The organism is Mesorhizobium sp. M0615, assembly GCF_040320805.1.
Classification (GTDB): domain Bacteria; phylum Pseudomonadota; class Alphaproteobacteria; order Rhizobiales; family Rhizobiaceae; genus Mesorhizobium.
The window spans coordinates 485802-511525 of record NZ_JAMYQI010000002.1 but is presented as its reverse complement, the minus strand read 5'-3'; the positions used below and the strand labels follow the sequence as shown (position 1 = coordinate 511525).

General features: G+C 58.2%; 16 protein-coding genes. 6 read left to right on the top strand and 10 right to left on the bottom strand.

The features are described from left to right. Nucleotides 1-47 precede the first annotated feature (47 nt). Entirely contained in the window at nt 48-911 is an 864-nt protein-coding gene (locus NKI46_RS05065) for a hypothetical protein (protein WP_352745098.1), read from the bottom strand. Between the two features lie 9 nt (nt 912-920). Then, nucleotides 921-3527 carry a site-specific DNA-methyltransferase gene (locus tag NKI46_RS05060; RefSeq protein ID WP_352745096.1) on the bottom strand — a complete coding sequence of 869 codons (2607 nt, stop codon included), beginning with the start codon at nt 3525-3527 and terminating at the stop codon, nt 921-923. Here NKI46_RS05060 and NKI46_RS05055 point away from each other — a divergent pair. Then, nucleotides 3510-3932, top strand: coding sequence for a hypothetical protein (locus NKI46_RS05055; protein WP_352745095.1), 423 nt, complete (start codon nt 3510-3512; stop codon nt 3930-3932). The genes NKI46_RS05060 and NKI46_RS05055 overlap by 18 nt on opposite strands. Here NKI46_RS05055 and NKI46_RS05050 read toward each other — a convergent pair. From NKI46_RS05050 to NKI46_RS05025, 6 genes are read right to left on the bottom strand one after another with little or no spacing between them, the layout of a single operon-like run. Next, entirely contained in the window at nt 3913-4251 is a 339-nt protein-coding gene (locus NKI46_RS05050) for a 6-fold beta flower protein (protein ID WP_352745092.1), read from the bottom strand. The two genes, NKI46_RS05055 and NKI46_RS05050, sit on opposite strands and share 20 nt — an antisense overlap. 24 nt (nt 4252-4275) lie before the next feature. Beyond that, on the bottom strand, nt 4276-4713 hold the full coding sequence (locus NKI46_RS05045; RefSeq protein ID WP_352745089.1) for a hypothetical protein: 438 nt from the start codon (nt 4711-4713) through the stop codon (nt 4276-4278). Then, entirely contained in the window at nt 4710-5711 is a 1002-nt protein-coding gene (locus tag NKI46_RS05040; protein ID WP_352745087.1) for a PGN_0703 family putative restriction endonuclease, read from the bottom strand. Before NKI46_RS05040 ends, NKI46_RS05045 begins: the two co-directional genes overlap by 4 nt. Continuing rightward, complete coding sequence (locus NKI46_RS05035; protein ID WP_352745084.1) at nt 5708-6136, bottom strand: hypothetical protein; 429 nt, start codon at nt 6134-6136, stop codon at nt 5708-5710. The genes NKI46_RS05040 and NKI46_RS05035 overlap by 4 nt, the downstream gene beginning before the upstream one ends. 6 nt (nt 6137-6142) lie before the next feature. After that, nucleotides 6143-8053 (bottom strand): GmrSD restriction endonuclease domain-containing protein, encoded by a 1911-nt coding sequence (locus NKI46_RS05030; protein ID WP_352745081.1) that lies wholly within the window; start codon nt 8051-8053, stop codon nt 6143-6145. 3 nt (nt 8054-8056) lie between these two features. Continuing rightward, nucleotides 8057-11116, bottom strand: coding sequence for a BPTD_3080 family restriction endonuclease (locus NKI46_RS05025; protein WP_352745078.1), 3060 nt, complete (start codon nt 11114-11116; stop codon nt 8057-8059). A 343-nt stretch (nt 11117-11459) separates the two neighbouring features. On the opposite strand from NKI46_RS05025, the gene zorA reads away from it, so the two are divergent. The 5 genes from zorA to NKI46_RS05000 are packed head-to-tail and all read left to right on the top strand — an operon-like array spanning nt 11460 to nt 19762. Then, nucleotides 11460-13583: an anti-phage ZorAB system protein ZorA gene (gene zorA / locus NKI46_RS05020; protein ID WP_352745075.1), complete on the top strand. Its 2124-nt coding sequence runs from the start codon at nt 11460-11462 to the stop codon at nt 13581-13583. 12 nt (nt 13584-13595) lie between these two features. Then, complete coding sequence (locus NKI46_RS05015) at nt 13596-14459, top strand: OmpA/MotB family protein (protein WP_352745072.1); 864 nt, start codon at nt 13596-13598, stop codon at nt 14457-14459. After that, nucleotides 14456-15841: an EH signature domain-containing protein gene (locus NKI46_RS05010; RefSeq protein WP_352745069.1), complete on the top strand. Its 1386-nt coding sequence runs from the start codon at nt 14456-14458 to the stop codon at nt 15839-15841. Before NKI46_RS05015 ends, NKI46_RS05010 begins: the two co-directional genes overlap by 4 nt. Then, nucleotides 15838-18822, top strand: coding sequence for a DEAD/DEAH box helicase (locus tag NKI46_RS05005; protein WP_352745067.1), 2985 nt, complete (start codon nt 15838-15840; stop codon nt 18820-18822). Before NKI46_RS05010 ends, NKI46_RS05005 begins: the two co-directional genes overlap by 4 nt. A gap of 31 nt (nt 18823-18853) precedes the next feature. After that, nucleotides 18854-19762 (top strand): ASCH domain-containing protein, encoded by a 909-nt coding sequence (locus NKI46_RS05000; protein WP_352745065.1) that lies wholly within the window; start codon nt 18854-18856, stop codon nt 19760-19762. Between the two features lie 10 nt (nt 19763-19772). Here the strand turns inward: NKI46_RS05000 and NKI46_RS04995 are convergent, their stop codons facing one another. Together NKI46_RS04995 and NKI46_RS04990 are read right to left on the bottom strand one after the other, a co-directional pair. Continuing rightward, on the bottom strand, nt 19773-21875 hold the full coding sequence (locus NKI46_RS04995; protein ID WP_352745064.1) for a UvrD-helicase domain-containing protein: 2103 nt from the start codon (nt 21873-21875) through the stop codon (nt 19773-19775). Between the two features lie 159 nt (nt 21876-22034). Continuing rightward, a complete protein-coding gene (locus NKI46_RS04990; protein ID WP_352745062.1) occupies nt 22035-25448 on the bottom strand; it encodes a TM0106 family RecB-like putative nuclease in 3414 nt (1137 codons plus the stop codon). Nucleotides 25449-25724: the final 276 nt, after the last annotated feature.

Genomic DNA, 25724 nt, shown 5'->3' with positions numbered 1-25724 from the left:
ACGTCTTCAGGAAATGCTACGGGACTCAATAGATCAGAAATAGTCGCCTATATATTCACGCGAACAACGAACGTCTTTACGTTTAATCTTCGCGCCAGAGAAGCGACCTTGCTCGGCAATTCCTTCTCCGTAACGAGAATCGCATGCGAAGACACACCATCGGGAGAGTACTGTGCATTCAAAACAGCACGATATTTGACGCACTGATAGACGCCTCTTACCAAGTCAGACTCTCCAGACTTGATCGATTTCACCTCAACGGCGACTCGCTTTTTTTTGAAGGTGAATTCGACGTCTATTTCGTCTCCTGAAAGCAACAAACTTTCCGGCTGCGACCTCAAGGGGCGCTGCTTCAAACCCACGGAAGAAGGATTTGCAACAACATAGGCTTTGAGTTTCTTGTGTTCGGCGCTTTCAGGTAGGCCACCGTACTTTGGATTGTCCCCTTGACCGTCATCGTCGAAATCTTGCACTCCACCTTCCGCCACGGGCGTCCAAACTTGCCCGGTGAGACCATTGTATATTTCCTGCCAGCTAGAGAAATCCCAGACATCGCCCACTGCAATCTGCGCCAATTCGGATTTTCGCCTGGCAGATGGGACGCGTGAAAGTCGGAAATATCTCTTCAGGAAGCTATCCGATCCTTTGCTTGCCGTTTTATTCTTTTTGCTGATCACGAGCATATTTATTGGCGGGGCTTCCGGATAAATGCGCCAAATTTCACTCATCAATGTACCAACCAACCCACCAATACGTTGATCGGAAACAATACCGTCGACTACAATATTACTTAACACGTCAGCTAAATCGGAATAGTAAACTTTCTCCTTCTTGATCGCTCTCATGATTAAATTGCGAAAAATGGTATCGCGCCCGTTTTGATATAGATCCTGGATTGTATAGCTGGGCATCACTCTCACCTAGACCCCGAAAACCTTCAGTACTTCATCCCCGAAGTGATTGATCACCTTCACCGCGATCCTGCCCGTGCTCGGCTTCGGAAACGGTCGTGAGGTGTCGGAATAGAGCGTCTCCCAGGCTTCCTCGTCAATCTCGGCCTTCAGTGCCGTCTTCAGCGATTTGTAGGGATCGTTGGCGCCGAGGAAGTACGCGTGGCGGACGAAGAAGCTCTCTTCGTTGTAGTCGGTGTCAATGAACCAGGCGGCGATGCCCTTCACGTCGTCAGAGCGGATTTCGCCCGTCGAGGGATCGAAGATGTCAATGCCGTTGACCTTCACCTGCAATTCGCCCTGCGCCGTCTCGATCAAGTCGACATCCGGCTCGCCGAATACGACGAAGAGGTTGCCCTTGCCCGTGTTCTTCAAATCCTCGGCCATGTGCAGGTCGGGATTGATGCGCGCCTTCAGGACCGCCAGCGGGCCGAGCCTGTTCAGGTCGCTCGCCTGGGCTTCGAAGTTGAAGGCGCAGGCGATCAGCGCGTCGAAGCGGGCATCGGACGCCTCGCGGGCCGCAGCAGTGATCTGGCTGCGCGTCAGCGTGCCGAATTCAGGGCCGATCAGAATTCCCGCGCGTTTCTCGCGGCCGTCGCCGTCGGTATAGCGGCCTTCCGCCGCCAGCCAGTTGCCCGGCCACGGCTCGACCGAGTTGAAATGGATCGTGTCGCGCTTTTCCTGCTGATGAACGCCGGCGGTGCGCAGATGGTCGAGCACCATCTGACCGAAATCGACCTCCGGCATATTGGCCGGCGCGGGCTGCATTCCACCTTCGCCGGCCTTGATCTCCCCTGAAAGCGTGTCGTCGCGCGCGGTGACGACGCGGTGCGGCGACAGGCTCTCGACCGTGAAGGGTCCGGCGACGCGCACTTTTGATTTGTCCTCATAGGGACGATCATAAAGCATCTCGACATCGGCCGCCTTCGCGATCGAGGCGTCGATCTCCTTCTGGCGAGCGATGCGGCCCGCCCACCAGGCCTTGTGCAGTTCGCGCACGCGAGCGGTAACCAGACCGGCCTTGGTGGCGCCTTCCTTGCTGTCAAGCCAAGGATCGAGGTCGCGCGGGATTTCCCACTCCTCGAATCCTGTAGCCAGCTTCTCGTTCAATTCCTGCCGCAGCGGCTCCAGCACACCCTTCCAACGTTCCCAGATCACGTCGATCTCGGCGTTGTTGGCTATGGATTTGAGCGTGATGTGCGGCGCGCGCTCGTAGACGAATCCCTGGCGGATGTCGCCCGAGGTTCGGGCTTGCGTCTGGATTCTCCCTGAAACCTTCTGCTCCTGCGCCCGGCCTTCCGCGCTGTCGGCCAACTGATAGAAGGGATAGCGCGCGGACATCAGCCGGGTGCGGGCAAGCGCCAACGCCACCCGCGAGGTGTCGATGGTGATCCAGCGCCGGCCCCACTGCTCGGCGACTGTGGCGGTTGTGCCGGAGCCGCAGGTCGGGTCGAGCACGAGGTCGCCGGGGTCTGTGGTCATCAGGATGCAGCGTTGAACCAACAGTTCGGATGACTGTACGACGTAGACTTTATCCTCCCGTCGACTGGAGAACCGAACATCACTCCAGATATTGTTGATGGGTGACACGGGATAGTCGCGAAAAAACCTCACATAGCGAAGAGAGGTGCCTCGCGTTTCAATTCGGTTCGCTGCAATCAATCGACGGAAGCCGATTTCACCGGTCTTCCAGTATCCGTTGCCGGGTGTGTACCTCCCGCCACAAAAGCTAACTGGAAAAGAGCCGGGCGGGCGGCTAGACGTGGTCGTGTCCTTTGAAAAAACGCGGTGTTCAGCTTCAAAGACACGCCATTCCTCGGCCGAGTTAATTCCCTTCATTCGACCACGCACCAGATTCGAATCCTCATAGTTGGAGTATTCGTTCATCATGCTGTCTGTCGGTTCTTTCGTCCGCAATATATTGCGGAATTTTAGTGCATCCTTCCGCTTGGAGTAGAATAGGATGTGGTCGGTGCTTTCTGACAGATAATCGCTCGTTTGCGCACTGGTCTTCTCAACAGTGATTTGAGCGACAGCATTCTCCTCACCAAACACCTCATCGAGCACCGCCCGAACCCGATGCACGTTCTCATCGCCGATCTGCACGAACACCGAGCCACTTTCGCTAAGCAACTCGCGTGCCACCATTAGCCTGTCACGCAGATAGGTCAGGTAGGAATGGATGCTGTCCTTCCAGGTGTCGCGAAAGGCCTTCACCTGCTCCGGCTCGCGCGAGACGTCGGTCGCCCTTCCGTCCTTTACGTCGCGCGATAGCGTCGAGACCTGCCAGTTGGAATTGAACTTGATGCCATAGGGCGGGTCGAAATAGATGCATTGGACCTTGCCGCGCATTGCCTCGCGCTCTGCGAGACTCGCCATCACCTGCAGCGAGTCGCCGAGGATGAAGCGGTTCGTCCAGTGCTGCGCATGTTGATAGAACTCGGCTCGCGCTTCCGGATCCGTCAGTCCGTTGAAATCGGCGAACAGGTCCGGCGCGTCAGTCTCAGCCTCGCGCTTGACATCTGAGCGGCGCTTCAAATCATCGATGATCGCCTTGGGGTGCACCTTTTCCTGCACGTAGATCGGCGGTGCATTGACGACGAGGTCGGACCAGTCCTGCGTGTCCTTGCCGCGCCAGACAAGCTGGGCGTCGCCGATCTCGATCTCGCCTATCTCGGCGAGCTTGCGCATCTGGTCCCTGGTGATCCTGATCTTGATGCCATTCCAGATGATCTGCGGGTCGAGATCGCCGTCGCGTTGCCTGGCTTCGCCGTTGGCCAGCGGCCGCGCGCGCGGCAGCGAAATGGAATGATCGACGCTGCCCAGGATTTCTTCCTGCTGCTCGAACAGCGAGGCCATTTCGGCGGTCGGATTGTTGATCCGCCGCGCCTCGTCGTGGGTCAGCGCGTCGATATTCTTCTGCGTCGGCGTCTTTGCCATAGGGCAGTCCAATCAAAGATCGTCAGAGAAATTTCTTTATGAGAAAGTGATAGACGGCAACGATCTCGTCGTCGCGCTCACGCTCGATGCCCTTGATGGTGAAGTCGGAGACTTTGCCAACAATCGAGCCGCTTCCCTTGCTAGACCCGTTCCTGACCACGCCATCCTTAATGTTGCCGATGGCGGTTCCTGAGCCAACGGACGAGCCGTTCCGGATCACGCCGTCCTTCACATTGCCCAGCGCCGCGCCGGATCCAGACGACGATCCGTTGCGGATGATCCCATTCTTGAGGTTACCCAGCGCGGTGCCGGAGCCGGTGGACGAGCCGTCGCGGATCACACCGCCCTTGTAGTTTGCCATACTTCCCCCCTTTTTCTTTCAACGTTAGACGACCAGTTCGACCAAGGCGCGCTCGAAACGTGATGCCTCCGTGGTGAGCCAGTCGGTCATGGCTGGCCAGTTGTCGGCGGCGAAGCAGTTGACCTGCCATTCCGACATGAACGGAAACTCCGCCGAACTGACCGCCGGATCGAGTTTCAGGATCTCGGAAAGGCGAACGGCATGCGGACGCAATCGCTCCGCGACGTCAACCGCACCAAGCTTCTCGTTGCGGCCGAGGAAAACCCCGCAGCGGTCCTTGTCTGGTGAGACGTACATGGTGACGACCAGATCGACTTGTGGCAGCGAGCGCTGCCAGTAGAATTTTGACTTTGCAGCCCGCCTGCCCCGTTCCTGCGGGTGCCGTTCCTCCAGCACCTTCCAGAAGGAATCGTCGTCGAATTCGGCGGCGGTGCGGGGGGTGACGTCGAAAATGGCATTCATGCCGGGGTCATTTCATCTGGAGAGGGGGTGGTCGTATCGGCCAGGAATGCATAGCGCTTGCTGAGATAGTTCGCCCAGGAATCGTCCGCAGGCACATCGGCTATCAGCGGGCTGAATAGCTTGTCGGTAGTGCGGCTGATGAAGTCTTCGGGGTCGGCCAGCAAGGCGCGATAGACCATGAAGGCATTGTCGCCGAGCGCTCGCAACGCTGGTGAGGTGACGCGAGTGAGCCGCCGATTGCCGGCCGGCGCAATATGCAGCACGCGAACGCGTTCAGTGCCGTCTTCCTTCGCTGCCTGCATGCGTGACGCCAGCATTTGCTGACGAAAGAGCTGGTAGAACGGCTCCCAAAACAGGTTGGGGAGTTTCAGGTCGGCATTGCTGAGCAACGGGCCGAACGGCGCGAAGGCAATGTTCTGGTAGCGGCGAAGGCGCTCCGCCTCGCGCTTCGGCTCGGGCGGAGCGCCGTAGGATTCGGTGTACTTCCACTCGATCAGCAAGGTCTCGACCCGGCCCGCCTGTCGGAAGCGCACGATGGCATCTGCGCTGGTAACATTGGCGCCGCGCTTCGGCGATCCAGTTCGGGGCCATTCGTTGAGGTGATCCTTGCGGCCGATCCATTCGAAGCCGACGAACCAAGGTTCGCCGTCCGGTCCTTTCTCGACCTCCAGCATTTTCGGAAGTTCGCCTCCGATGGCCTGCTGGACCAGACGCGCCAACAATTCCGGGCGCGTTGCGAGAGGCATCAGGAAGTTCAGACAGCAGACCTGCGAGGAAAGCCCATGAGCGGCGTGCTGATGCCAAGCGATGGCGTTGTCAGAGAAATAGCGGGCGGCAATGTCGCGGATCGCAGGGTTGAGGTTCGAAAGGCGGTTCGCAGGAGCAAGGCGATAGGCGCTGCCCTCGAAGCCGCCTTCGCCGGGAAGATACGCTTCAAAGAAAGCCGACTGACGCGCACGTTCCTGTGCCACGAAGTGGGGCTCGCGGGGGTCGGTCATGCTTCGGTCCCACCCAGAGTTTCGCGCAGGGCCTTTTCATAGCGCTGTGAGGTGTCCCACAGGAAATCGGCCGCGGCGTCCCAATTGCCTTCGTCGTTCATGTCGAGATCAAGCCTGCTTGAGAAGAACCTGTCGCTCTCGCCTGGGCTTTTCAACGGAGCGCCAAGTGCTGGAAGCAGCTCGTCCTGCCAGTGCGTCAGGCGCTCGCGCAGCTTCGACGCTTTCCCGCCTTCCATCGTGCGGACGAATACGCGGACGAAGTCGATGCCGGTCGTGATGCTGATCTCCAGACCCAGTTCCGGAATGGCGTGCCAGCGCGCGCCACGAGGCTGTGCGAGGCCGTGGCGAATCTCTTCGCGGTGCCGCCGGATCATATGCAGCCAAAAGCGCTTGATCACATCTGTCTTGAGGTCGTTGTAAACCATTGCCGCTCACTCCGCCGCGATGGTCATTTCGGCTTCGATGCCGTCGTCGTCGCGCTCGTCATCCTCACCTTCCTCGGGTACATCGCCCTTGTAAGCTTCCTTACCCATGGCCTTCTCGATCAAGCCGAGGAGGCGCTTCTGGCGATCGGCCATGAATCCCTTGAAGTCGTCGGCGCGTAAGAGCGACGGCTCGATCAGATGGGAGGCAAGATAGGCGTCTAGCTTCGTCGGCTCGATCCGAGGGTTCGTTTCGCTGCCGGCCTCGAGACGCGTCAGGTATTGCGACGGCGCGACCCCACCGATGATCCGGTTGGTCTTGTACGAAAGAGGCGTCTTGTTGATGATCGAGTCGAATTCATCAGGCTTGATCGACTGCCGGCGGCACCAGTCCTGCGGAAAGATGTGGTGGATATCGACGTTCTCGCCAAAGAAGACGGTGTGGTCGAATTCCTGGCCGGACCGAAAATCCTGGGCCCTTTCTTTCATCAGCAAGGCATTGACCCCCTTATATGCCGCAGACAGGCGCATGCGCATTGTCTTCAGGCGATCCGAACGGAACATGGTCTCGCTGATAGTCGAGGGAGCATCGCCGCCTTTCAGCCAGGCCGGGACTTCCATGAAATCCCGAGCGATGCGGGTGTCCACGGCCGAGCCGTATAGCTCGCCGAACACGCCGCTCCAGTACCACTGAGCCAGCTTTGCCCGATTGGCCTCGTGTTCCCACGCGTCCCCGATATCGGCGAGGATCGCGGCGAGCGGTACGATCTGCGACTGATAGGGCAGGTCGAAGATCCGGTAGATATGGAGCATGTGCAGGAATTTTGCCGCTTGCAGAAAACCGCGCTCCACCTGCTTCTCGTATTTTTGGTAGGACTCGAGTGGCAAGCTCAGCAGCGCCTGTCTATTGCCGGTGACGGGCGGCAATTCCTTGCCGTGCTTCCCCGAAGCCTCAGCGGCTCGCCGACGGTCGCGCGTGTGGAAGAGCGAGATTGCCTGCAGGAAATCCGTGTTGGCAACGTTGGCGATGATGCCAGTTTCGTGACCGGCTGGGTGCAAGGTTTCGGCAAACAGCCGATGTCGCCCCTTTGTCCCGTCGCCGCCGAACCAATCCTTGCGAAGCTCATGGCCGCTTGCGGCATACATGGCTGTCACGAGTTCGAAAGCGTCGAGCGGCTTCCCACCAGTGTTCACCTTTTCGAAGACCACGCAGACTGCTTCTTTCGAGGTGTTCTTCCCAAGGGCGATAACGGGAACCTGATAGCTCGCGAAATTGGCGATGATCCCGTCATGGAAGCGATTGATGATGGGCCATTTCTCCTGGAAGTCGCCCCTGACGTTGCTGTGTCCGATGAACTGCATCTGCCATTCGTTCCAGTGGAACACCATGGCGACCGGATACATCAGATTGTCGAACTCGGCCTGACGGGAGGATAGGTCTAGGACCACTTCCTTGCCGAAGTTCTCGCGAATGATTTTGTCTTCCGGCACGCCGATAATGGCGTCCTCGCGGTCGACCGCTGGATCAAGAGCCTTCAGAATGTCGATGTAGAACCAACGCCGGACTTTTTTCTTTTTCGGTGTCACGGTTTCCACGACCGAATTGCGAATCGTAACCTGATAAAGCGACGTCATCCGTTGCTGCCCGTCTAATAGCAGGGATGACGGCAGCATATTCTTGGCCTGATCGGGCGCTCCCTCGACAGGACGTGGCTTGAAATCAACCTCTCCGCCCGTCTCAAGCGTCATCAAGGCGCCGACGGGAAACGCTCGCGACACGGAGGCGATCAAGCTCTTTATGCGATCTTCGTCCCAGACCCAGCTTCGCTGAAAATCGGGGAGCTGAAGCGCCCCACTGTGACAACTCTGGAGGAGGTTATGGAGATTGTAAGGATTGGTCTGGAATGCGGCCCCCGCCATGATCTACGCAATCTCCCTTAATTGATTCCTGTTTGTGCTGGAGGCGATGAGGCTATCCATCAGCTTTCCGTATTCTTCCTGGATCGCGAACGCATCGCGGAATTCGGCGAAAGCCCATCGCCCAAAATTCTTCAGATTGTTCACGCCCGGTACCCAGAGATTTTCCATGGTCTGCGCCTTGAGCCGCGCATCCAGACCGCGAAACCCCTTGATTTCGACGACGAGGCTGAGCGGATCGTCCGAGCCGCGCCCGTCATCGATCTGGATAATGAAGTCCGGCAGGTAGCGACGAGTGACGGAGCCGTTGAGATAGGGAATTTCGAAGCCCAGCGCCTGATTCTTGACGTAGGAGAGGGTTGAAGGGTGCCCCTCGACGACGCGGGCGAACTCCGCCTCCCAGTCACTGTCGCAGACGACGTAGTTGATGTGGCTCTTCAACGGTGATGTCGTCCACAGGTTCGTCTTGGTGGTGTTGAAGGCGACGTGATTGGTCGAGCCGTGTGGATTGTATGGGTCGAGCATCGCCTTGACGATCGGCGCGCCGTCGGCGCTAGCCTCGCGTACGATGCCCGCATAGATCAGGCTTGCGGCTTTTTCGGCGATCTCGGCATAGGTGAGCATGCCAATCTTGGTGCCGCCGGAAGTCTTCAGATGGTTTTGAATCCAGCGCCGGGTGATCGGCTGGATGAGATTGAACAGATGGTAGGGCGGGTCCTGGTCGCCGTCGCGGAAGTAACGTTCCACCAGCCGCTTGGTCAGATGCATCCCCACTTCGCTCGGCCGCATGTCATCAAGCGCATCCGGCGAGATGTCGTGGCCTTCGCCAACGAGTCCTTCAAGGCGGGTCTCACAGGGGCCGACCAACTCCGGCGTCAACGTCAGCGTGGAGTCTGGTGTAAACGTTGCAGAGATGCGGTCCGGCGGCAACTCGGTCCGGTAACCCCCGACGCGGGGAAAGCGGATAGCGAGGCGCTCGCGCTCCCGGACGGCGGCAACGCGCGTGACGGGTTTGGGGGGGTTCTTCGTGACCTTCTGCGGTTCAGTGGCGAAGTCGAAGGGAATGCCCAGGATGTCGGCGTATTCGGTATCGAACAGCCCGTTTTCGTTAAGTTCGTAGGACTGGCGGCGCAGACCTCGACCGATCACCTGCTCACACAGAAGCTGGGTACCGAAGGCGCGGACGCCGAGGATGTGCGTGACGGTATTGGCGTCCCAGCCTTCGGTCAGCATGGAGACGGAAACGACGCAGCGAATCTGCTCGCCGAGGCGACCTTTCTGTCCAACTGTGTTCATCACCTCGCGCAGGAGTTCGCTATCAGAAATGTTTCCGGTCGCCGCTCCCTCGCGCTCCTGCTTCTCGCGGCGGAACTGCTCGATCTCGCCCGCCGCCATTTCATGAAAACTGGCATCGAGCGCCTCGCCGGACTCGATCTGCTGGGAATCGATGAGCAGCGTGTTCATGCGAGGCAGCGGCCCGCCCGTGTTCTTGTCGTAATTGCTGAACAGCTCAAGATGCCCATGATGGATGGTCTGCATCTGGCCTTCGCGCTCGCGTTGCCATCCAGAGACCCATTCATAGACCAGCTTGGAGCTTGCGGTGTTGTTGCAGACTACGATGAAGACCGGCGGCACCGAAATTCCAGCGCGCTGCCATTCGTCATATTCGGTCTTATAGTGGCTATAGAGGGAGATTAGAGCAGTCTGAAGCTGGGCGGGGATCGAAAGCGGGTCGAGTTCGCCGGACTTGCCCGCCCCCTTTTTCGGCATCGCCTTGCCGATGTGGTCCCACAAATTGCGGTAGACTGGTGCCTCGGCGTTAACGGCGTTGTCCGAGACCGGCACGCGCGGCAGCTTGACGATGCCGCATTCGATCGCGTCGACGAGGCTGAAGTCCGACACCACCCAGGGAAAGAGCGTGCCTTCCTCGTAGCCCGAGCCGCGCAAGAAGAAAGGCGTGGCGGATAGGTCGTAGACAGCGCGCAGGCCGACCTTGCGCTTCAGCGCCTCCAGTCCGGAAATCCAAAGCCGCGCGGCCTCGTTGTTCTTCTTCGCCTCTTCCTTGTCCTCGCCCTTCGCCTCTGACTCCTCGTCCGTGCCCGGCCGCTCGCGGTAGCAATGGTGCGCCTCGTCGTTGATGACGACGATGTTCTTCAGGTGAAGGAGCTCGCCGCAAGCGCGGGCGAGCATTTCGCCTTCGCTTTCCTGCTTCTCGATCGGCTGGCCGGTGCGCCCCTGCATCAGCCGTTCGCCGACGGGATTGAGGTCGTGCGCCTTGCGGCGCTGGAAGGCGTGGTAGTTGGTGATAACGATCTTGGCCTTGCCGAGGTCGGTCATCAGCTCGGCCGGAACCAGTTCGCGCGTGCGGTAGTAATTGTCCGTGTCTGAAGGATTCAGCACGCGCAGCCGATCCTTGATTGTGATGCCGGGCGCCACCAGCAGGAACCCTCGCGAGAAGAGCGACGAGTTCGGCTGCCGCGCTGCGTTGATCGACTGCCAGGCGATCAGCATGGCCATGACCGTCGTCTTGCCTGCGCCGGTCGCCAACTTCAGTGCGAGTCTAAACAGTTCCGGGTTTGCATCGCGATTGGCCTCCTGCAGGTGGCGAAAAATGTGTGCATATTGCTTGCGCCCACGCGCCACCTCGGCCAGCCAGATCGCCGTCTCGACAGCTTCGATCTGACAGAAGAATGGCTGCTGGTTGGAGAATTCGTGATGCCGCCAATGCTGCAGCAGACGCTGGGTCACCGGCGTCACGCCCCAGTCGTTGGGATTTGGCAGTGCGCGCCAGGATTCGATGTGGCCTCGGATCTCGTTGATGATCGGAGTCGGGTTGTAGCCGCTTTCGCTGGTTTCCTCGGCATCGAAGCCGAGCGAGGTCTGGCCTCGCGCCGAACCCGACTTCGAGCGCCGCGCCTTCGGCACCGGCGTCACATATTTCGACCGTCTCCGCCCTTCGATCGGCGGATGTTCCAGCGGCTGACCGTCATCCCCCAGCGCGTGATGCCGCGTGGGCGGTAAATACGGAGAATTAAGGATCGGCTCCGCGTAAAATGGTTTTGTCATGGCCGCCCCCCAAGAGCGAATCTTCCGTATCTTGTACGGGAAGGGATTCGTTTATCAACCTTGAGGTGGTGGTTATTCCTATATGTCGTTTGCCAAATGGGCAAATGGATGGAAGGCAGCCGTTTGACGAAGGCAGTGAAAATCCTTTGCTGACCCTCACGAATTACCGAATTAGGTAAAAAGAGACGTTCCAGTGAGCCAGTGAATTGCAGCCCAGAAAGCCAGGGGGCCAGGGTCCTGCACTACGCGATCAAATTTCGTGTCTCCACTCCCAGCATGGCAAGGTAAGCTAGAACTTCTAAAGAGAGGGGTGTATTGACAGGCGAAGGGCTCGGGGATTCAAATGTCTATTTTCGCATCGAAGCTGCTGTGGAACGGCGCCATCCGCTTTATCTTTTTTTGGGTCATTGTTGCGGCTGTATTATGGAAGCTTGCCTCGACATTCGCCTGGTTGGATGTTGATCTGATTTGGGCGACCCTCATAGAAGTGGGAAACAGAGACCTGAGAGGCGTGAGCACTCAAGGTTTCGCGTTCGCCATAGCTAGCAGTTTGGTGGCGTTCGCAGTGGCCTTGGCTATCGCTTTCACTGTCATGCACACGATTTTGATTTCGCTTTCTATCTTCGGCATAAGGCGCCGCGTGCAGAAAACGAAGGATATGGTTGAGTTCGCCAAGTCCTATCCGTCCATGCACAAGCGGCTGGAACTGCACCCGTTATTGGGTCATGCCTGGAAAGAGTTCGACGAGACGCTTGTTCCGCCAAAGGAAGAGGGTGGCGTCTACCGCAACACCGTACGTCCCCAAGCCTTCGTCAACATGTCGGTCGCACGAGAACATCTACTCGGGTTGAAGCTCGTCGGCAGCATCCCGGGGTATTTTGTCGGCATAGGCTTGCTGTTGACTTTTGTGGGTTTGGTGCTCGCGCTAAACAAAGCTGCAACTGCCGTCAACAGCGTGGATGCAGAAGGCATGCAGGTTGCGACGCGCGAGTTGCTTCAGGTTGCAACATTCAAATTTTCGACTTCGATCGCGGGTCTTGGCGCGTCGATTTTCTTGTCCTTCTGGTTCAAGCTCAATCTTTCAGTCATCGAATCGGTTTTCGACAAATTCTGCAAGGCGGTGGAGCGAAAACTTCGTTACACCGCGCCTCAGGCCATTACTGCGGAGATGAACGAAACGCTGGCGGGGCAACTCACGGAGTTGAAACAGATTAATTCCGCTGAGTTCTTCGCTCGCATGGGCGAAAACCTCTCGCCTCAGATCCAGACTGCCTTTGCGAGCGCCATGGCGCCTGTGACGGCAAGCATCGATCAGGCTGTTGGAAAGCTTTCCACTAATAGCCAATCTGGCGTCGCAGAACTCGTTGCTCGGTTCAGCGAGAGCGTGCAGGGGGGCGCCGGAACTGAACTGCGCGAATTGGCTTCCACGCTCCAGTCGATGCAAGGCGCGCTGGTCGAGGCGCAGCGCGGAATCCACGGCAGCGGCGCCGATTTCGGCCGAAGACTGTCGGAGGCAGCTGAGAACCTCAATCGGCTTGTTTCGGATGCCGGTGACAAGCTCGGTTCAAGTTCCGAACAGAGCCGTGTCGCAATGGTCGAGGTCGTTGCTGCGCTGCGAGAGACGATGGAGCAGGCGAACCGCAAGGTCGACGAGAGCCTTGGCCAAGCGGCATCCGGCGCATCGGCACGGCTCGAAGAAGCAATGGGGAGAGTATTCGAACGGCTGGAAGCACAGGTATCGACGTTCAACAACGGGCTCGGTGGCTTCCAGGATGGACTGTCGAAACAGCTCGAGGAAACGCGCGAGCGCGTCGCGGCGGCTCAGGCAGGTGCAGCTGAAGCTATTGGCGGTGCATCTGCAGAAGCTGCCAAGGCGTTGCGCGATGGGCTTGGAGGAGCCCTTGCCACCATCCGCGAAGAGATCGAGCGCTTCGCTGTGGCAATGCGTGGAACCGAAACCACGCTTGTCGCTCAGGGCAATGCAATGCGGGAGACGACCGACCAATCTCGCGCCGTGGCCGACGCTTTCCAGCGTACCGCCCAGGATGTTCGCACGGCGTCCGCACCGCTGCTCCAGTCCGGCGAGCGTATCGCGGGCGCGACCGACAGAATGGCAGAAGCGGTTACCTCCTCGGTAGCTGCTCTGCAGGCGGGCCAGACCGCATCGCGCTCGTTGGCTGATGCACTAACGCAGCACCACAACCATCTGGCAACAGCTTGGTCGTCCTACGCGGAGCGCTTCGAAGGCGTAGACAAGAGCCTTGCCAGTGCTGTCGAAGGCTTGGCCAAGGCTGCCCAGGACCAAGGTGAGGTCATTGCGCAGCGGGTGCAGCAAATCGACGCCGGCTTCGCGAGCGCCATCGACAAGCTAAACCCGCTCCTGACAGACATGAACGACAACACCACTGCGTTGAGTGAGGAAGTTGATCGACTGCGGGCGGCGTTGCTGCCGCAGGCCGCCGAATAGGACGCCGCGTGAATGATTACCGAGGAAGATTCTCACGCAGCCGCGGAAGAAGGCGAAAATTATTTCGTTTCGATGACCGACATGATGGTCGGCGTCCTGTTCATTTTCATCATTATGCTCATGGTGTTCGCACTCGATTTCCGGACGAAGACGGACACGCAGCAGATTGCCTTGGAAGCGGCGAGGCAAGCGGCGAAAAAGGTCGAGGCCTTGCAGATCGAGGTTCGCCAACACATCGCAGCGATGGACGAAGCGGCGGTAGCACGACGCACATTGCTGGAACGGATCCGGGACCAGCTTGCCAGTCGAAATATTGACGTGGTGATCAGTCCTAAGAGTGATGTCCTGCGGATAACAGAAAATGCTGTCCAGTTTGGCTCAGATGAGTCGACGCTAAAGGGTCAGGCTGAACGAAATGTGGAGACGATCGCACAAATCCTTCGGGAGGTGCTTGCCGACTATGTTGCATGCAAAGTGGAAGATGGTACGCGCAAATGTCGCGACACCAACGCACCTGCCATTGAGACCGTTTTCATCGAAGGGCACACCGACAGCACCGGCATCGACCAGAACAATTGGCGGCTATCAACCGCCCGCGCTTCGGAAACTTTCAAGCAAATGATCGCAAGTGCTCCTGAGCTGAGAACGTTTTCGAACCACAATGATCAGGAAATCCTATCTGTCTCCGGTTACTCCTCGACGCGCCCTGCAGACAAGTCAGATACGACCGAAGCTCGGGCTGCCAACAGGCGCATCGACTTGCGTTTCGTTATGGAAAGCGACAATCGCGAACGGCTGGAGCAGTTGCGCAAGCAGACGGACGACATGCAGGGAGAAATCAAGATCCTGATAGACGCGATCGGAGGTGCACCGTGAGCCATCTGAAGGGAGTAATTCAGCAGTTGAAGGCGCGCCCGCTCACCTCCCCGAAACTCCGGGATGTTCCGGCTGTGGCGGCGGCAGCCGAGCGTGTCAGTGGCATTGATGGGCAGGCCTTCCGTCGTGAGGCGAAGGACTACAACGAGCTGGCACGGACATTTCTCAATCGCCTGAGCGTCGGGTCGGACGTAACCATGCGTGAACTTCGTGATGCAGCGTGGTGCCTTTGGATGACCACTCCCGCCCTTTCCGATCACAGCGAGATCCTCAAAGGCACGCTTGCTCGTATTGAAAACTGTGGCCGCAAGCCGCCCGGCCGTGCCTTGGCGTCGTCTTTCCTCTCAGCCTTCGCACCTGGTCGTAACGGAATGGCAGAAGCCTCCGCCGCGCTCGGCCGGCTTGCGAGCGGATTGGGTCGGCCATGGTCCGACCTTCACGACGAACATGACCTGTTCGATTGGCGGACCGGACCGCGCAATATTAGCCGCCGCGCGCTGACAGATGGCGTCTCGCCTACAGTCCTCTTGCAGAAGGGCGGACTTGGCGCCCTCGACTCGCGATCGGGTTATGCGCGTGCCTGCGCCACGGAAGCGCTGTCACAGCTTGCTGCTGACACCGGACTTCACGCCGACACCCGACTGGCAATCGTGAAGAACCTTGCGCTTGACCGAAATGGGGGACTCATCTTCGAGGAGCATGCGCCTCTCGTAGCGAACGCACTGGTGCTTCCCTTTGGTGCGGTGCTGCCCGCCAAACAGGTTCGAGACCAATACCTTTCGCTGCTCCTCGAACTGTTCAAGGATCCGCGGCTGCCTGGCGCGCGGTGGTCGCGGATGCCTGAAGCGGCTGACATCGTTCGCCGATGGTTGACCGAGCAGTCGCTACGACAGTTCCTTGACATCGTCGACGAGGTCGCGCTCGAACGGATGTGGGTCTACCGGCGAGCCTTCTGGGAAGCTGTCTACAGGGCCGAACTTATCTCCGAGGCTTGGGTTATCTTTGACGCATCCGGTGCCCGGGCGGCCCGACGGGCTTTTGGAAAAGAGGTTTCCTTCGCCACTTTTGATGGCTCTGTTCAATCAGGCCATGCCGTTCTGCTCTTGCGTATTGGACGCGGAGTAGTTGCTGAATGGAGTCACAACGGAAAATGCCACATATGGAATGACGCGGAGGATCGCACAGCCCCAAGACTTTACGGGCGTTCGTATGTTCCGGACGCAGTTCGGTCGTATGGCAACGATTCTCTCCAACATTCCATCTTCGCCGTAACTCACTGGCCGCATGATGGCGCGAATAGCTGGCAATCAAAAGTGGCCAACAAGATCCACCAGATGACTGGCATTCGAATCCCCTCGTCAAGCTACAAGGTAAGGGGATGAGGATTGTCTTCCGTACGCGCGTTGCGCCGGACGGCGTCCATGTAGAAGCGCAGCAGAAGGGATTGCTCGGACGAAGAAATGTCCCGCCGACGCAGTGGGAAACCTTCAGAGGCATTGAGTCCGTCGCGGCGCGCATGATCTTGTCGTCGGCGGCCAGACAGGAGGCTCGCGAAGAGCCGGCTTCGGTCGTGTTGTCCCACGCTGCCGTGACTGGATTGCCGGCATCGATTGCCAAGACGCTTGGAATAGCTCCGTTGGCCCATCTCTCGGCAACGCTCTCTTTCGAGGACAGGATTGATTCGGCGACCGGACGAATTCGCGTTCGCTGGTACGACGCGAATACCCGGCCCGTTCTCGGAATCCGCACCGGAGCTTTCGTGACGGTCGGTGAGGAAACGGGGAGGCTGACCGGTGCATTGTTCCGGCTGACGGAGGCCATCGAATCTTACAATGCGAGCACAGGGCAACCGATCGAAGTTCGCATCGGTCTATGGCAACCGGTACAGGAAGCGTTGCGCGAGAGCACGGGACTTGAGGTCAAATCCGATCAATATCTCTCCAGCCTTACGATCTATCAGGCAGGGTCCTTCGCGCTCGATGTCAGGGAAACGTCAAACGGCCCCGACTTTAGGCCCGTCCTGATGAGCCGAGGCAAGGCGGCAACTCTCGAGGACGTGGCGCCCGCCGTCGAAGGTGATGATGACGAACCAACGGGAAAGCTTCGCGACGAAATTGCCGACGCACTCCTGCCGCCGGAACTGCAACAGAAATTCGTTTCCGAGCGCTACGAGGCCAGCGGCCGCACCCATAACGCCTACGTCCTTGGACGCAATGTCTTCGTCGTCCTTGATCCTGACCTGAAGCAGGCGCTGGATGTGGTCCGAAAGATGCGTTCCGCTCCACGGGAAGCGCGACGGGCCTTTATCCGCAACCCTCGACCGGCGCTCTCGGAAGCGCTTGGCGGGGAGGCGGCCGATGCCGTCGCCGCTTCGCTTTTTGTCGAGACACAACAATATTCCGAACGCGTTCTCGGCCTTGGCGTGTGGGAAAGGCCAGCGCTTCCCTGGTTGCAGAACAAGGCGGGTCAGTGGCTGCCCGAAGGTTTTGCGCTGAAGCTGCGCGACAAGACCCTCATCTTCAGCCAGGAGGGCGTGGAGCAGCTGTCGCACCAGGTTCAGGCCGCCAAGGTCGAAGGACACGAGACCGTCGCCGTTATGGGAACGGACTATTCCGTATTGGAGGTCGAGGGCGCGCTTGCTCACATTGCGCCAGTTGATTCTGCCCCGATCGGCATCGACCAAACGGGGGAAGAACCCAGCCAGACCGCAAGCGATGAGAAGCTGGCACCAGACGACAGGCAAGTCCTTCTCATCAGGCAGAATCTGGAAGACGCCGACTATGTGCTTGCAGCTCCAAGGCGGATTGCATCCATTCCGCTTGAAGTGCCATCAGCACTGATGGGGAGCACCAGGGCAAAGCCGCACCAGCAAACGGGATTGTCATGGTTGCTCAACGCATGGGTGGCGGGGCGACCGGGTGTGCTGTTAGCTGACGACATGGGTTTGGGAAAAACGTTTCAGGCTCTGGGCTTTCTGGCCTGGACCAGGGCGAACCGGAAATCTCAAGCAGCATCGCTGACGCCGCTGCAGCGAGGCCCGATCCTGATCGTCGCACCAACGGCGCTTCTGAACAACTGGATCGCCGAGGCAGAACAACATCTTGCCCCGGATGCGCTGGGAGAGAGGATGGATGCGTTCGGGCCGGGCTTGAAGAGGCTGAAGCGGCCACGAACAGTCTCCTGGTCCCCCGAGGACGCCCTCGACAGCGACGCCTTGAGGCGCGCCGACTGGATCCTGACCACATACGAAACACTTGCCGACTATCATCGCGCCTTCGCACGGATTGGCTATTCGGTGGCGGTGTTCGACGAAATGCAGAAGGTGAAGGATCCACGTACGATCAACACTCATGCCGCCAAGGCGATGAACGCCGATTTTGTATTGGGGCTGACGGGAACGCCGATCGAGAACCGGCTCGAGGATCTGTGGTGCATCATGGACCGCGTGGCGCCCGGATTTCTTGGCGATCTCAAGAGATTTTCCGAGGCGCATACCGAGGACCAGCCGACCAATCTCAAGGCGCTCAAGGACAAGCTCGACGAGCCGCAGGCCAACGGGCCACCAATGATGCTTCGTAGAATGAAGGAAAACCACATAGAGGGGCTGCCTGAAAAGAAGATCATGTCCTACCAGACGCACATGCCCGGTGCACAAGCGGAGGCCTATATGGACGCCGTTCGCTCCGCCCAGGCAGGCGAGCGCTCGCATGGAGCGATGCTTAAGGCGATTCACGCGTTGCGCGGGATTTCCCTGCATCCCGAAGGAGCCAGGGAGGTCGATCCTTATGACACCCAATCGGCAGCGATTTGGCTCGGGCAATCCGCACGGCTGACACGGGCGATCGAAATCTTGCGGCAAGTCAAATCAGCGGGCGATAAGGCGCTGATCTTCATCGAAGACCGAGCCGTTCAGAAAGCCTTCGCTGGAGTTGTCGTAACTCTCTTCGATCTTCACGCCGAACCGACAATCATCAACGGTGAAGTGCCCGGCCATCGGCGGCAGGAATATGTCAAACGGTTTCAGGAGGCGCAAAAGGGCTTCGATCTACTGGTGCTGTCCCCGAAGGCGGCCGGAATCGGCCTCACCATCACGGCCGCGAACCACGTCATTCATCTTAGTCGCTGGTGGAATCCGGCGGTTGAGGATCAGTGCAATGACCGTTGCTATCGCATCGGGCAGGACAAGCCGGTGACTATCCATCTGCCGATAGCGATTCATCCAGTATTGGGCGACGCGTCCTTCGACGTCACGCTGGACCGTCTCCTGAGCCGAAAGCGTTCGCTTTCGCGCAACATGCTGGCGCCGCCCGTGTCGGATGGAGATTTGGGCGCTCTTTTCGGGGCCACCATCTCGACACATTGACCCATCCGATTCCTCACATCAGAGTAAGCAAATGAAAGCCCTCATCGTTCGAGAGCCATGGATCGATCTGATCCTGGATGGCCACAAGACGTGGGAGCTGCGAACCCAGCCCACCTCGATCCGCGGGCGGATCGCACTCATTCGTAAAGGCAGCCGAGAAATCGAAGGCGTAGTTAAACTCGTCGACGTCCTGCCGCAATTGTCAGCGTCCGGCTTGGCAGATTCCATCGAGTTTCACGGTGTCCCGTCGAGCAGACTTCAAGAGGTGACGCAAGCTGGCTGGTTGACTCCATGGGTACTGGTAGACGCCCACCGGTTTTCTGCGCCCGTTCCTTTCACACGTCCGTCCGGGCCCGTTACCTGGGTCGATCTGGATGTCGAAACGATGCGTGCCGTGCAACAACATTCGGCTATCTTAAATCGGTCGAACGCCGCGACAGTGCAGGCGGTGTCCGTTGCATTGCCCACTTCAACGTCTCGCCGATATGCAGAGGAGAAATTAGATTCTTCCCCCAGGTCATCTGGCAAGGAACCGCAAATATCCCCCGCTCTCGAATCCAAGCTCGTGCTAAAGGCTGAAGAACTCGGCTTCGCCGTCAAGCCGCGCAGAAGTTCGCAGACCAAGATGCTTGAACTGTCGGTCACTACACGGAGGGGCAAGCGTTTTGTCTTCGTCGACCGGATGCCGCATTCCGAACCGCAATTCAGGGTTTTCCTCCCGCCGGAGGTGGACAAGAAGGCTGAAACCGCAATCGCTGGAATTCCTGGCGTTGTGCGATTCAGGAATGGTAGATCGGGCCATTATGTGTTCAGACACAGCGCTTTTCGCGCATTCGCCCCATATGAGGGTCAGGAGCCGGAAGCGCATGGCTGGTTTGTGTCCGCGCTCCGCGCGGAATCCGCATTCGGAGCCATCCTTCAAGCCGTTGAGGTCGCTTGAACGCGGATCGCTACAAGAGACCAGCTTCCGTCAGATACGGCGACGGGTTGGCGGGTTGGTCTCCAATCCTTCCACTAAGCGTAATCATGAGACGGCGCTTTGGTCTTGTCATGGCCACGTAGAACAAGCGTCGCTCACTCTCCTTGGCTTCTGCCGTTTCCGCCCGGCGCAAGGGCCAGATGCCATCATTGGCATCAAGTATGATGACGGTATCGTATTCCTTGCCCTTCGCGCGTAACGCTGTCATCAGATGAACTGGTCGGCGCCACAGTTCGTCGGCAGCGCCTGAAGCGTCCTCCTCGCCCGGCAGCCGGGCAAGCGTATCGCGTGCGCTGTCAAGATCATCAATGAAGCGCTGGAAGTCGTCCTCATAGCGTCCCGCAAATTCCGCCAAGTAGAGGAAGGGTGGGTCGGTGTAGAATATGTCTTCCTGCGATTTGCCATAGTCCTGGTTGAGCCCCGCAAAGCCCGTACCCAATGCCGCGATTGCATCCCTTACCGTCGGCGCATCCAAGAGGTCGCGCAGCACCCGGCAGAAAACGAGGCCGGCGGCCCCATCCTCGTTGAGGCCTTTCAATGATCCGCGGTAGGCTGCTATCGCATCGAGCGCGTCGCTGTAGCTTTTTGGTCGGCTCGTGCGCAAATGGGCGGCCAATGCTTCTCGTTCCGCCTTTTTCAGCGGATACCGTTTCACCAGGTCGCAAAGCTTGACAATGTCGTCCACAAGCGCAGGCGGCCTGAAATTGGCTCGCGCCTTTGCACATGTCTGCAGTGCATGCCGCAGCTTTTCAAAGGCACCACTCATGAAAATCTGAAGATCCTCAGCTGCACAAAAGGGCAAATCCTCGCTCGCCATCAGAACCTGATACGGGATAAGTTGCGCGCGTTTGCGGGAAAGAATCGCAAGCTTCGCATTCGGTCTGTTGCTGGCGAGGAAAGACCGCACTTCATCCATCACAGCATCGATGGATTCGACGAACCTGTCGCTCCTCACGATTTGGACCTCTGCATCTGCCGTTTGCATCGCAACGACGCGCTTATCTTCTCGACGCTTGTTGTTAACGATCAGCTTTTGTGAAGCCGCTACAAGATTTCTGGGGCAACGATAATTTCGTTCCAGGATGTGGGTCGAAAATTCACGATCGAAATGTTGATCAGGTTGCAGGATGTAGTGGGGTGTCGCCCCTCGCCACTCGAAGATGGCTTGGTCATCATCCCCCACGATCGTCAAGTCAGCCTTGTGCAGATCGACGATTTTTCGGACTAGGTTGAGGTCAAGCGGATTGATGTCCTGGAATTCATCGACGAGTACCTGTGTGTACCGCGACCCGCCGGTGGGAAAGCGATCCTCCGAAATCTGCCGGCGCAGATCCAGGAACGCGACATATTTCTGATCTTCCAACGAAAAAAGAGCCTGCCCAATCATCGTCTGACAACTGTCGACCCAAAACGGCAGCACATCTTCGATAAAGGATTCAAGGCGCTTGTCGGCCAGTATCTCGCATTCGGCCAACTGGTCGATTAGATTTTGGATTTGCCAAAGCAAGCCCAGACGCATGAGGTAGTCCATCTGGTCGTGGGCGGCCCAAATGCTCGGAGCTTCATGGTCGAAGCCTAATGATTTCAGTCGTTCAATCAGCCCGTTCAGAATCTTGTCAACAACGTAAGGCTGCGCCTCCATAGCCTTCTCAATGCGAGGGAATTTGCGCCAGACGGGCTGCAATGTATTTCGCACGCAACCTGACTTTTCGAATTCGCTTACCAGCAAGCGCGGGCTGTGATGATTTGCGCGTAGCCTCTTGAAGCCCCAGCCGTTCAGAGTCACCACCTCGACAGCACTCGCCATGAACGCGAAATGGGGGTTCGAAAGTCGTGCGCGAAGTTCGTCACGCGCGGCTCGCGTGAAAGTCACGACAAGGAAACGTCCTTTCGAATCCGCTCGGCGATACAGCTCTGCACACCGCCATAAGAGAGATTGCGTCTTACCACTGCCGGCAGGAGCAAGGAGCCGCAGATTGCCCCCGGGGACCTTACAGAACCGCTGCTGAAATTCGTCAAGTTGCTGATCTGAGACGTCAATTGGCCTGGTCGGAATATCTTGTGCATCAGCCATGTTAGTGTTCCCAAACTGAGGCGATGGTCTACAGAATCTAATGATCTCAGCTTGCAGTCTGCCCCGTGGACCGCAGCGTGAGCAAGTTTCGAACACGGAGCGCGACAGAGCGCTGTTGCAAGCTCAAGCTGTGCTCTACTCGAAGGCTAAGACCGGAGGTCAATGCTGACGCGTCATAGGCAATTGGATTTCTGAGCACGTCTCAAGATATCTACAGAACGCGTTGACAAGCTGGATTTGTCGGGGTGTCTTACACTCCGTTTCGAACACCTCCGGTGCCGCAACGAGGATCGACAGGCATTTGGCCCGCGATGTCGCAACGTTGAAGCGGTTGAGGCTGTAGAGGAATTCCATGCCTCGTGGAGCATCTGCGTGCGTTGACGAAGCCATCGAATAGATTGCGATCGGCGCCTCCTGACCCTGAAACTTGTCCACGGTACCGACTCTGGCGCCTGGAAGACGTTCCAGGATTTCGAAGACCTGCGCGTTGTAGGGCGTGTTGATCAGGATGTCGTTGAGGGTGATGGCCGCTTCTTTGCCATTCCGGTCGATCCAACGCGTATCCGATCGCAGCACGCGGTCGACAAGGCGATGAATGGCGTCAGCCTCTTCAGGTGAGGAGTTCTGATTTCCACTGTGGGCGATAGGGAGGTATCGCAGGCCGGAACCGCTTATCGGACCAGTGGAGATGACCTGGACGTCTAGTCCCGGTCTCGACTTCAGCTTGCCCTCATAGAACAGTTCCGAAGTGAATGCGCAGAGGTCCGGATGGAGTCGCCAGGTCTCTTCGAGAAAGAGGCCCTGGCCAGCATCGATGGTTTTATCGCCATCAAGGATATGGTTGAGGGCAGACACGTCAGTTCCATCCGGGTGACTTCCCTGCATCGGTTGATCCAGCTGCTGAGGATCGCCAAGCAGCACGACCGTATGGGCTGCCTGCGAAACCGCCAGCACATTTGCCAGGGACATCTGAGCAGCTTCGTCCACGACGAGAACGTCGACCGAATTGAACGCATCGGCACGCGACCAGAGAAAGCTTGTTCCCCCCGCGACTTTGCAGGGTCCGCTCAACGCGTCATACACGTCGGCATTGGACTTTGCGAAAACCAAGCGGTGCTGATTGGATTCCATCTCCTTCGGCTTCACGATGCACGTCAGGTCGATGTCAAGTTCGTCGGCCGCTTCAACAACCTTGTCGACCAGGTTCCTGATGACCTTGTGGCTGTTGGCTGTGATCCCGACTGTCTTACCTTCGCGAACAAGCGCGCATACCATCCGCGCACCGGTGAATGATTTTCCGGTACCCGGAGGGCCTTGTATGGGGAAGATGCCGCCATCGAACCGCGTGGCAACCCGCATCGCCGCGTCCAAGGTTGTCTCCCCATCGACCTTGATCGGCTCACCCCGCAGACGCGGTGCCAGGCGCAATAGCAGATCGCGCGCCGCGCAGTATGGCCCGTCGCCAGCGAGCCCGTGGTCTGCCACATATTCGCCGATGCGCACGAGGGAATGCGCCTGTTCATCAGACCCGAAATTCTTGGAACCGTAGATCGCCTGTGGATGAAGACCGACTGACTTGCCTGTCTTCTTGATGTCGATTGTACGGCTCTGCTGCGAAAGGGCAACGGCAGTTCCAATCTTGTCGCCGCCGACGTTGTGGAGGTCGTCCTCGACGCGAATGTCTGTTTCCTGCGGAATGAAAGAATATCGGTGCGTCGGCAGCTTTCCACTACCAGGCACCTCGCTGACAAAGGTGAGGCCCGACAGGCCGCTACGTTCGTCCATCAGCTCGTCGGCTGAGAGGTCGCGAAGGCGAAAGAACTCCCACCACATCGCCTTTGCTTCGCGCCGATGCCAATCGAGAATATTGGCGAGTATCCATCGCGCGTGCTGCTCCTCGTCGCGTTCGTCCGGATCGGGTGGTATGTCCGCCATCAGCCGGTCAATCAGCGGGCCGATCTTTGCGAGCCATGCCGTGACGTTCTCGCTTGCGACTTCGTCGCCGGGCTGGGGCCGGGCAACGGTTTCACCCGCAGCAATTGCTTGTGAGCGGAGCATTTCCAGCCAGTCGCGAAGAAACTGCGTCGAGACGCAGTCGTCGCGGTTGTAGCTCTCGACCACCGATCGGTCATGTTCGCGAATTTTGTCTGGCTGTCCTAGTTCCAGGCTCGATTGGAGACTGAGCAGTGCGATGTTTGCATCCAGAAGAGCTGTTTCGCGGGTGAAGCCATAGAACGGCTCTAGCCTTTTGATCGAATAGCTCTCAACGCTGGCACGAAGACCGTTGCGGACAACGCCGTATAGATCGACGAACAACTTCGATCGCAGCATGTTGTCGAATTCTTCCTCACGCGTTGCGTACCGGCCCATCAGCCGTTTGAGGGCTCCTGGCTCGTAGGGCGCGTAGTGGTAGACGTGCAATTCCGGATAAACTTGCCGACGCATTGTCGCGAAGTCGATGAACGCCTCGAAAGCCTCTTTCTCGCCGGCACGGGTGAATGCCCAGTTCCCATAACTCCAATCGCCCGCTTCGTTTCTGAAATGATATCCAAACAGGTACTCAAGCCCGTGTTCGCCGACAAACGGGTCGCCTTCCAAATCCAGGAAGACATCTCCGTCCGAAGGTTCCGGAAGGCAGGACAGCCCGAAGCCTGCTTTGACAGGAAGGAGTTCGAACCCGAGGTTGCCACTGGCTCTAGCTTGCACCTGCAATCGCGCTTGCTCACGAACGCGCTCGTAGGAATGGGCCGAACCGCGCTCGGGCTTCCATTGCAAGGGCAGGGGCATGCTGGCTAGCGACGCCATCGCGCCAACGCCGCGGCCTTTCAGCTCGTTGATCTGCACTTTGGATATGCCGGCCGCCAGACACAAATGATCATCAGCTCGGCGCCGCTTGTCGCATTGCGCGCTCCACCGGCAAACATCGCAGTGACTGTTGGGATCGGGATAGGTGTGGGAGTCGCCAGCCGTATCAACAGACAGCTCAAGCCCAGATTTAGCCCGGCGATAGAAGGCGCCGTAGTCGGCGAAGCGATACTGCTCTCGTTGAAAATCCGCCCATGGCGGAACCACGTGCATGAATTCAGGTGTTGACCCTTGAGCGACGGCAAGGAGATCAGAATAAAGGCAAAGCTGGAGGACCGTGCCTCCCTTGGTCTCGCGAGCCAACTTGGTGTCGACTGCCTCATACGACCAGGGGCCGAGCGCTGATGGTGTCTCAACACGCAGAAGCACGTCTGTTCGGCCGCTCCACCGTCCGTTCAATAAGGCTCCTTGGACGATAACGGGCGTTCCAGCACGCATGGCATCGAGTGTCTGTGCGGCCGTTGTCGCCGTGATCTCGATGCCTTCAATGCGCACGGCATCGAGACCCGAACTTTTCAGATGGTCGATATACGCTTGCTCGTGAAGCGCGCCTCGTTCTCGAAGAATTTCGAGAAACGGATCGTAAGAAGCTGGTTTGGCAAGCGTCCCCTTCGCAACGGCTTGGTCTAGGCTGGTGAGATGGCGGCAGCTCAGGTGGCCCACGAGATCAGTCGCGCTGAGATATGTTTTGTTGTCCGCCCACTTCATGCCCAAACCTTAGAGAGAATAGTGGCCTAATCAAAGGAATGAATGGTCCTAATCGGATTTTACTACCGAGATTAGCATGGGCTCCTTGAAAAAAATCAGAACCTACGAGCCTTCCAAGCGGACATTTGTTTGTCCGTGGTAGGCTCCGTCTCAACGCCAGACCTACGCGGCAATCACCGGCGTAAGACGCCTTTGCAAATGGCCCTGCGCTATCAGATCCTACAGTAGTCAATCACCCCAAGAATACCTTGGCGGCGGTGGATCACCTTCTGGGTC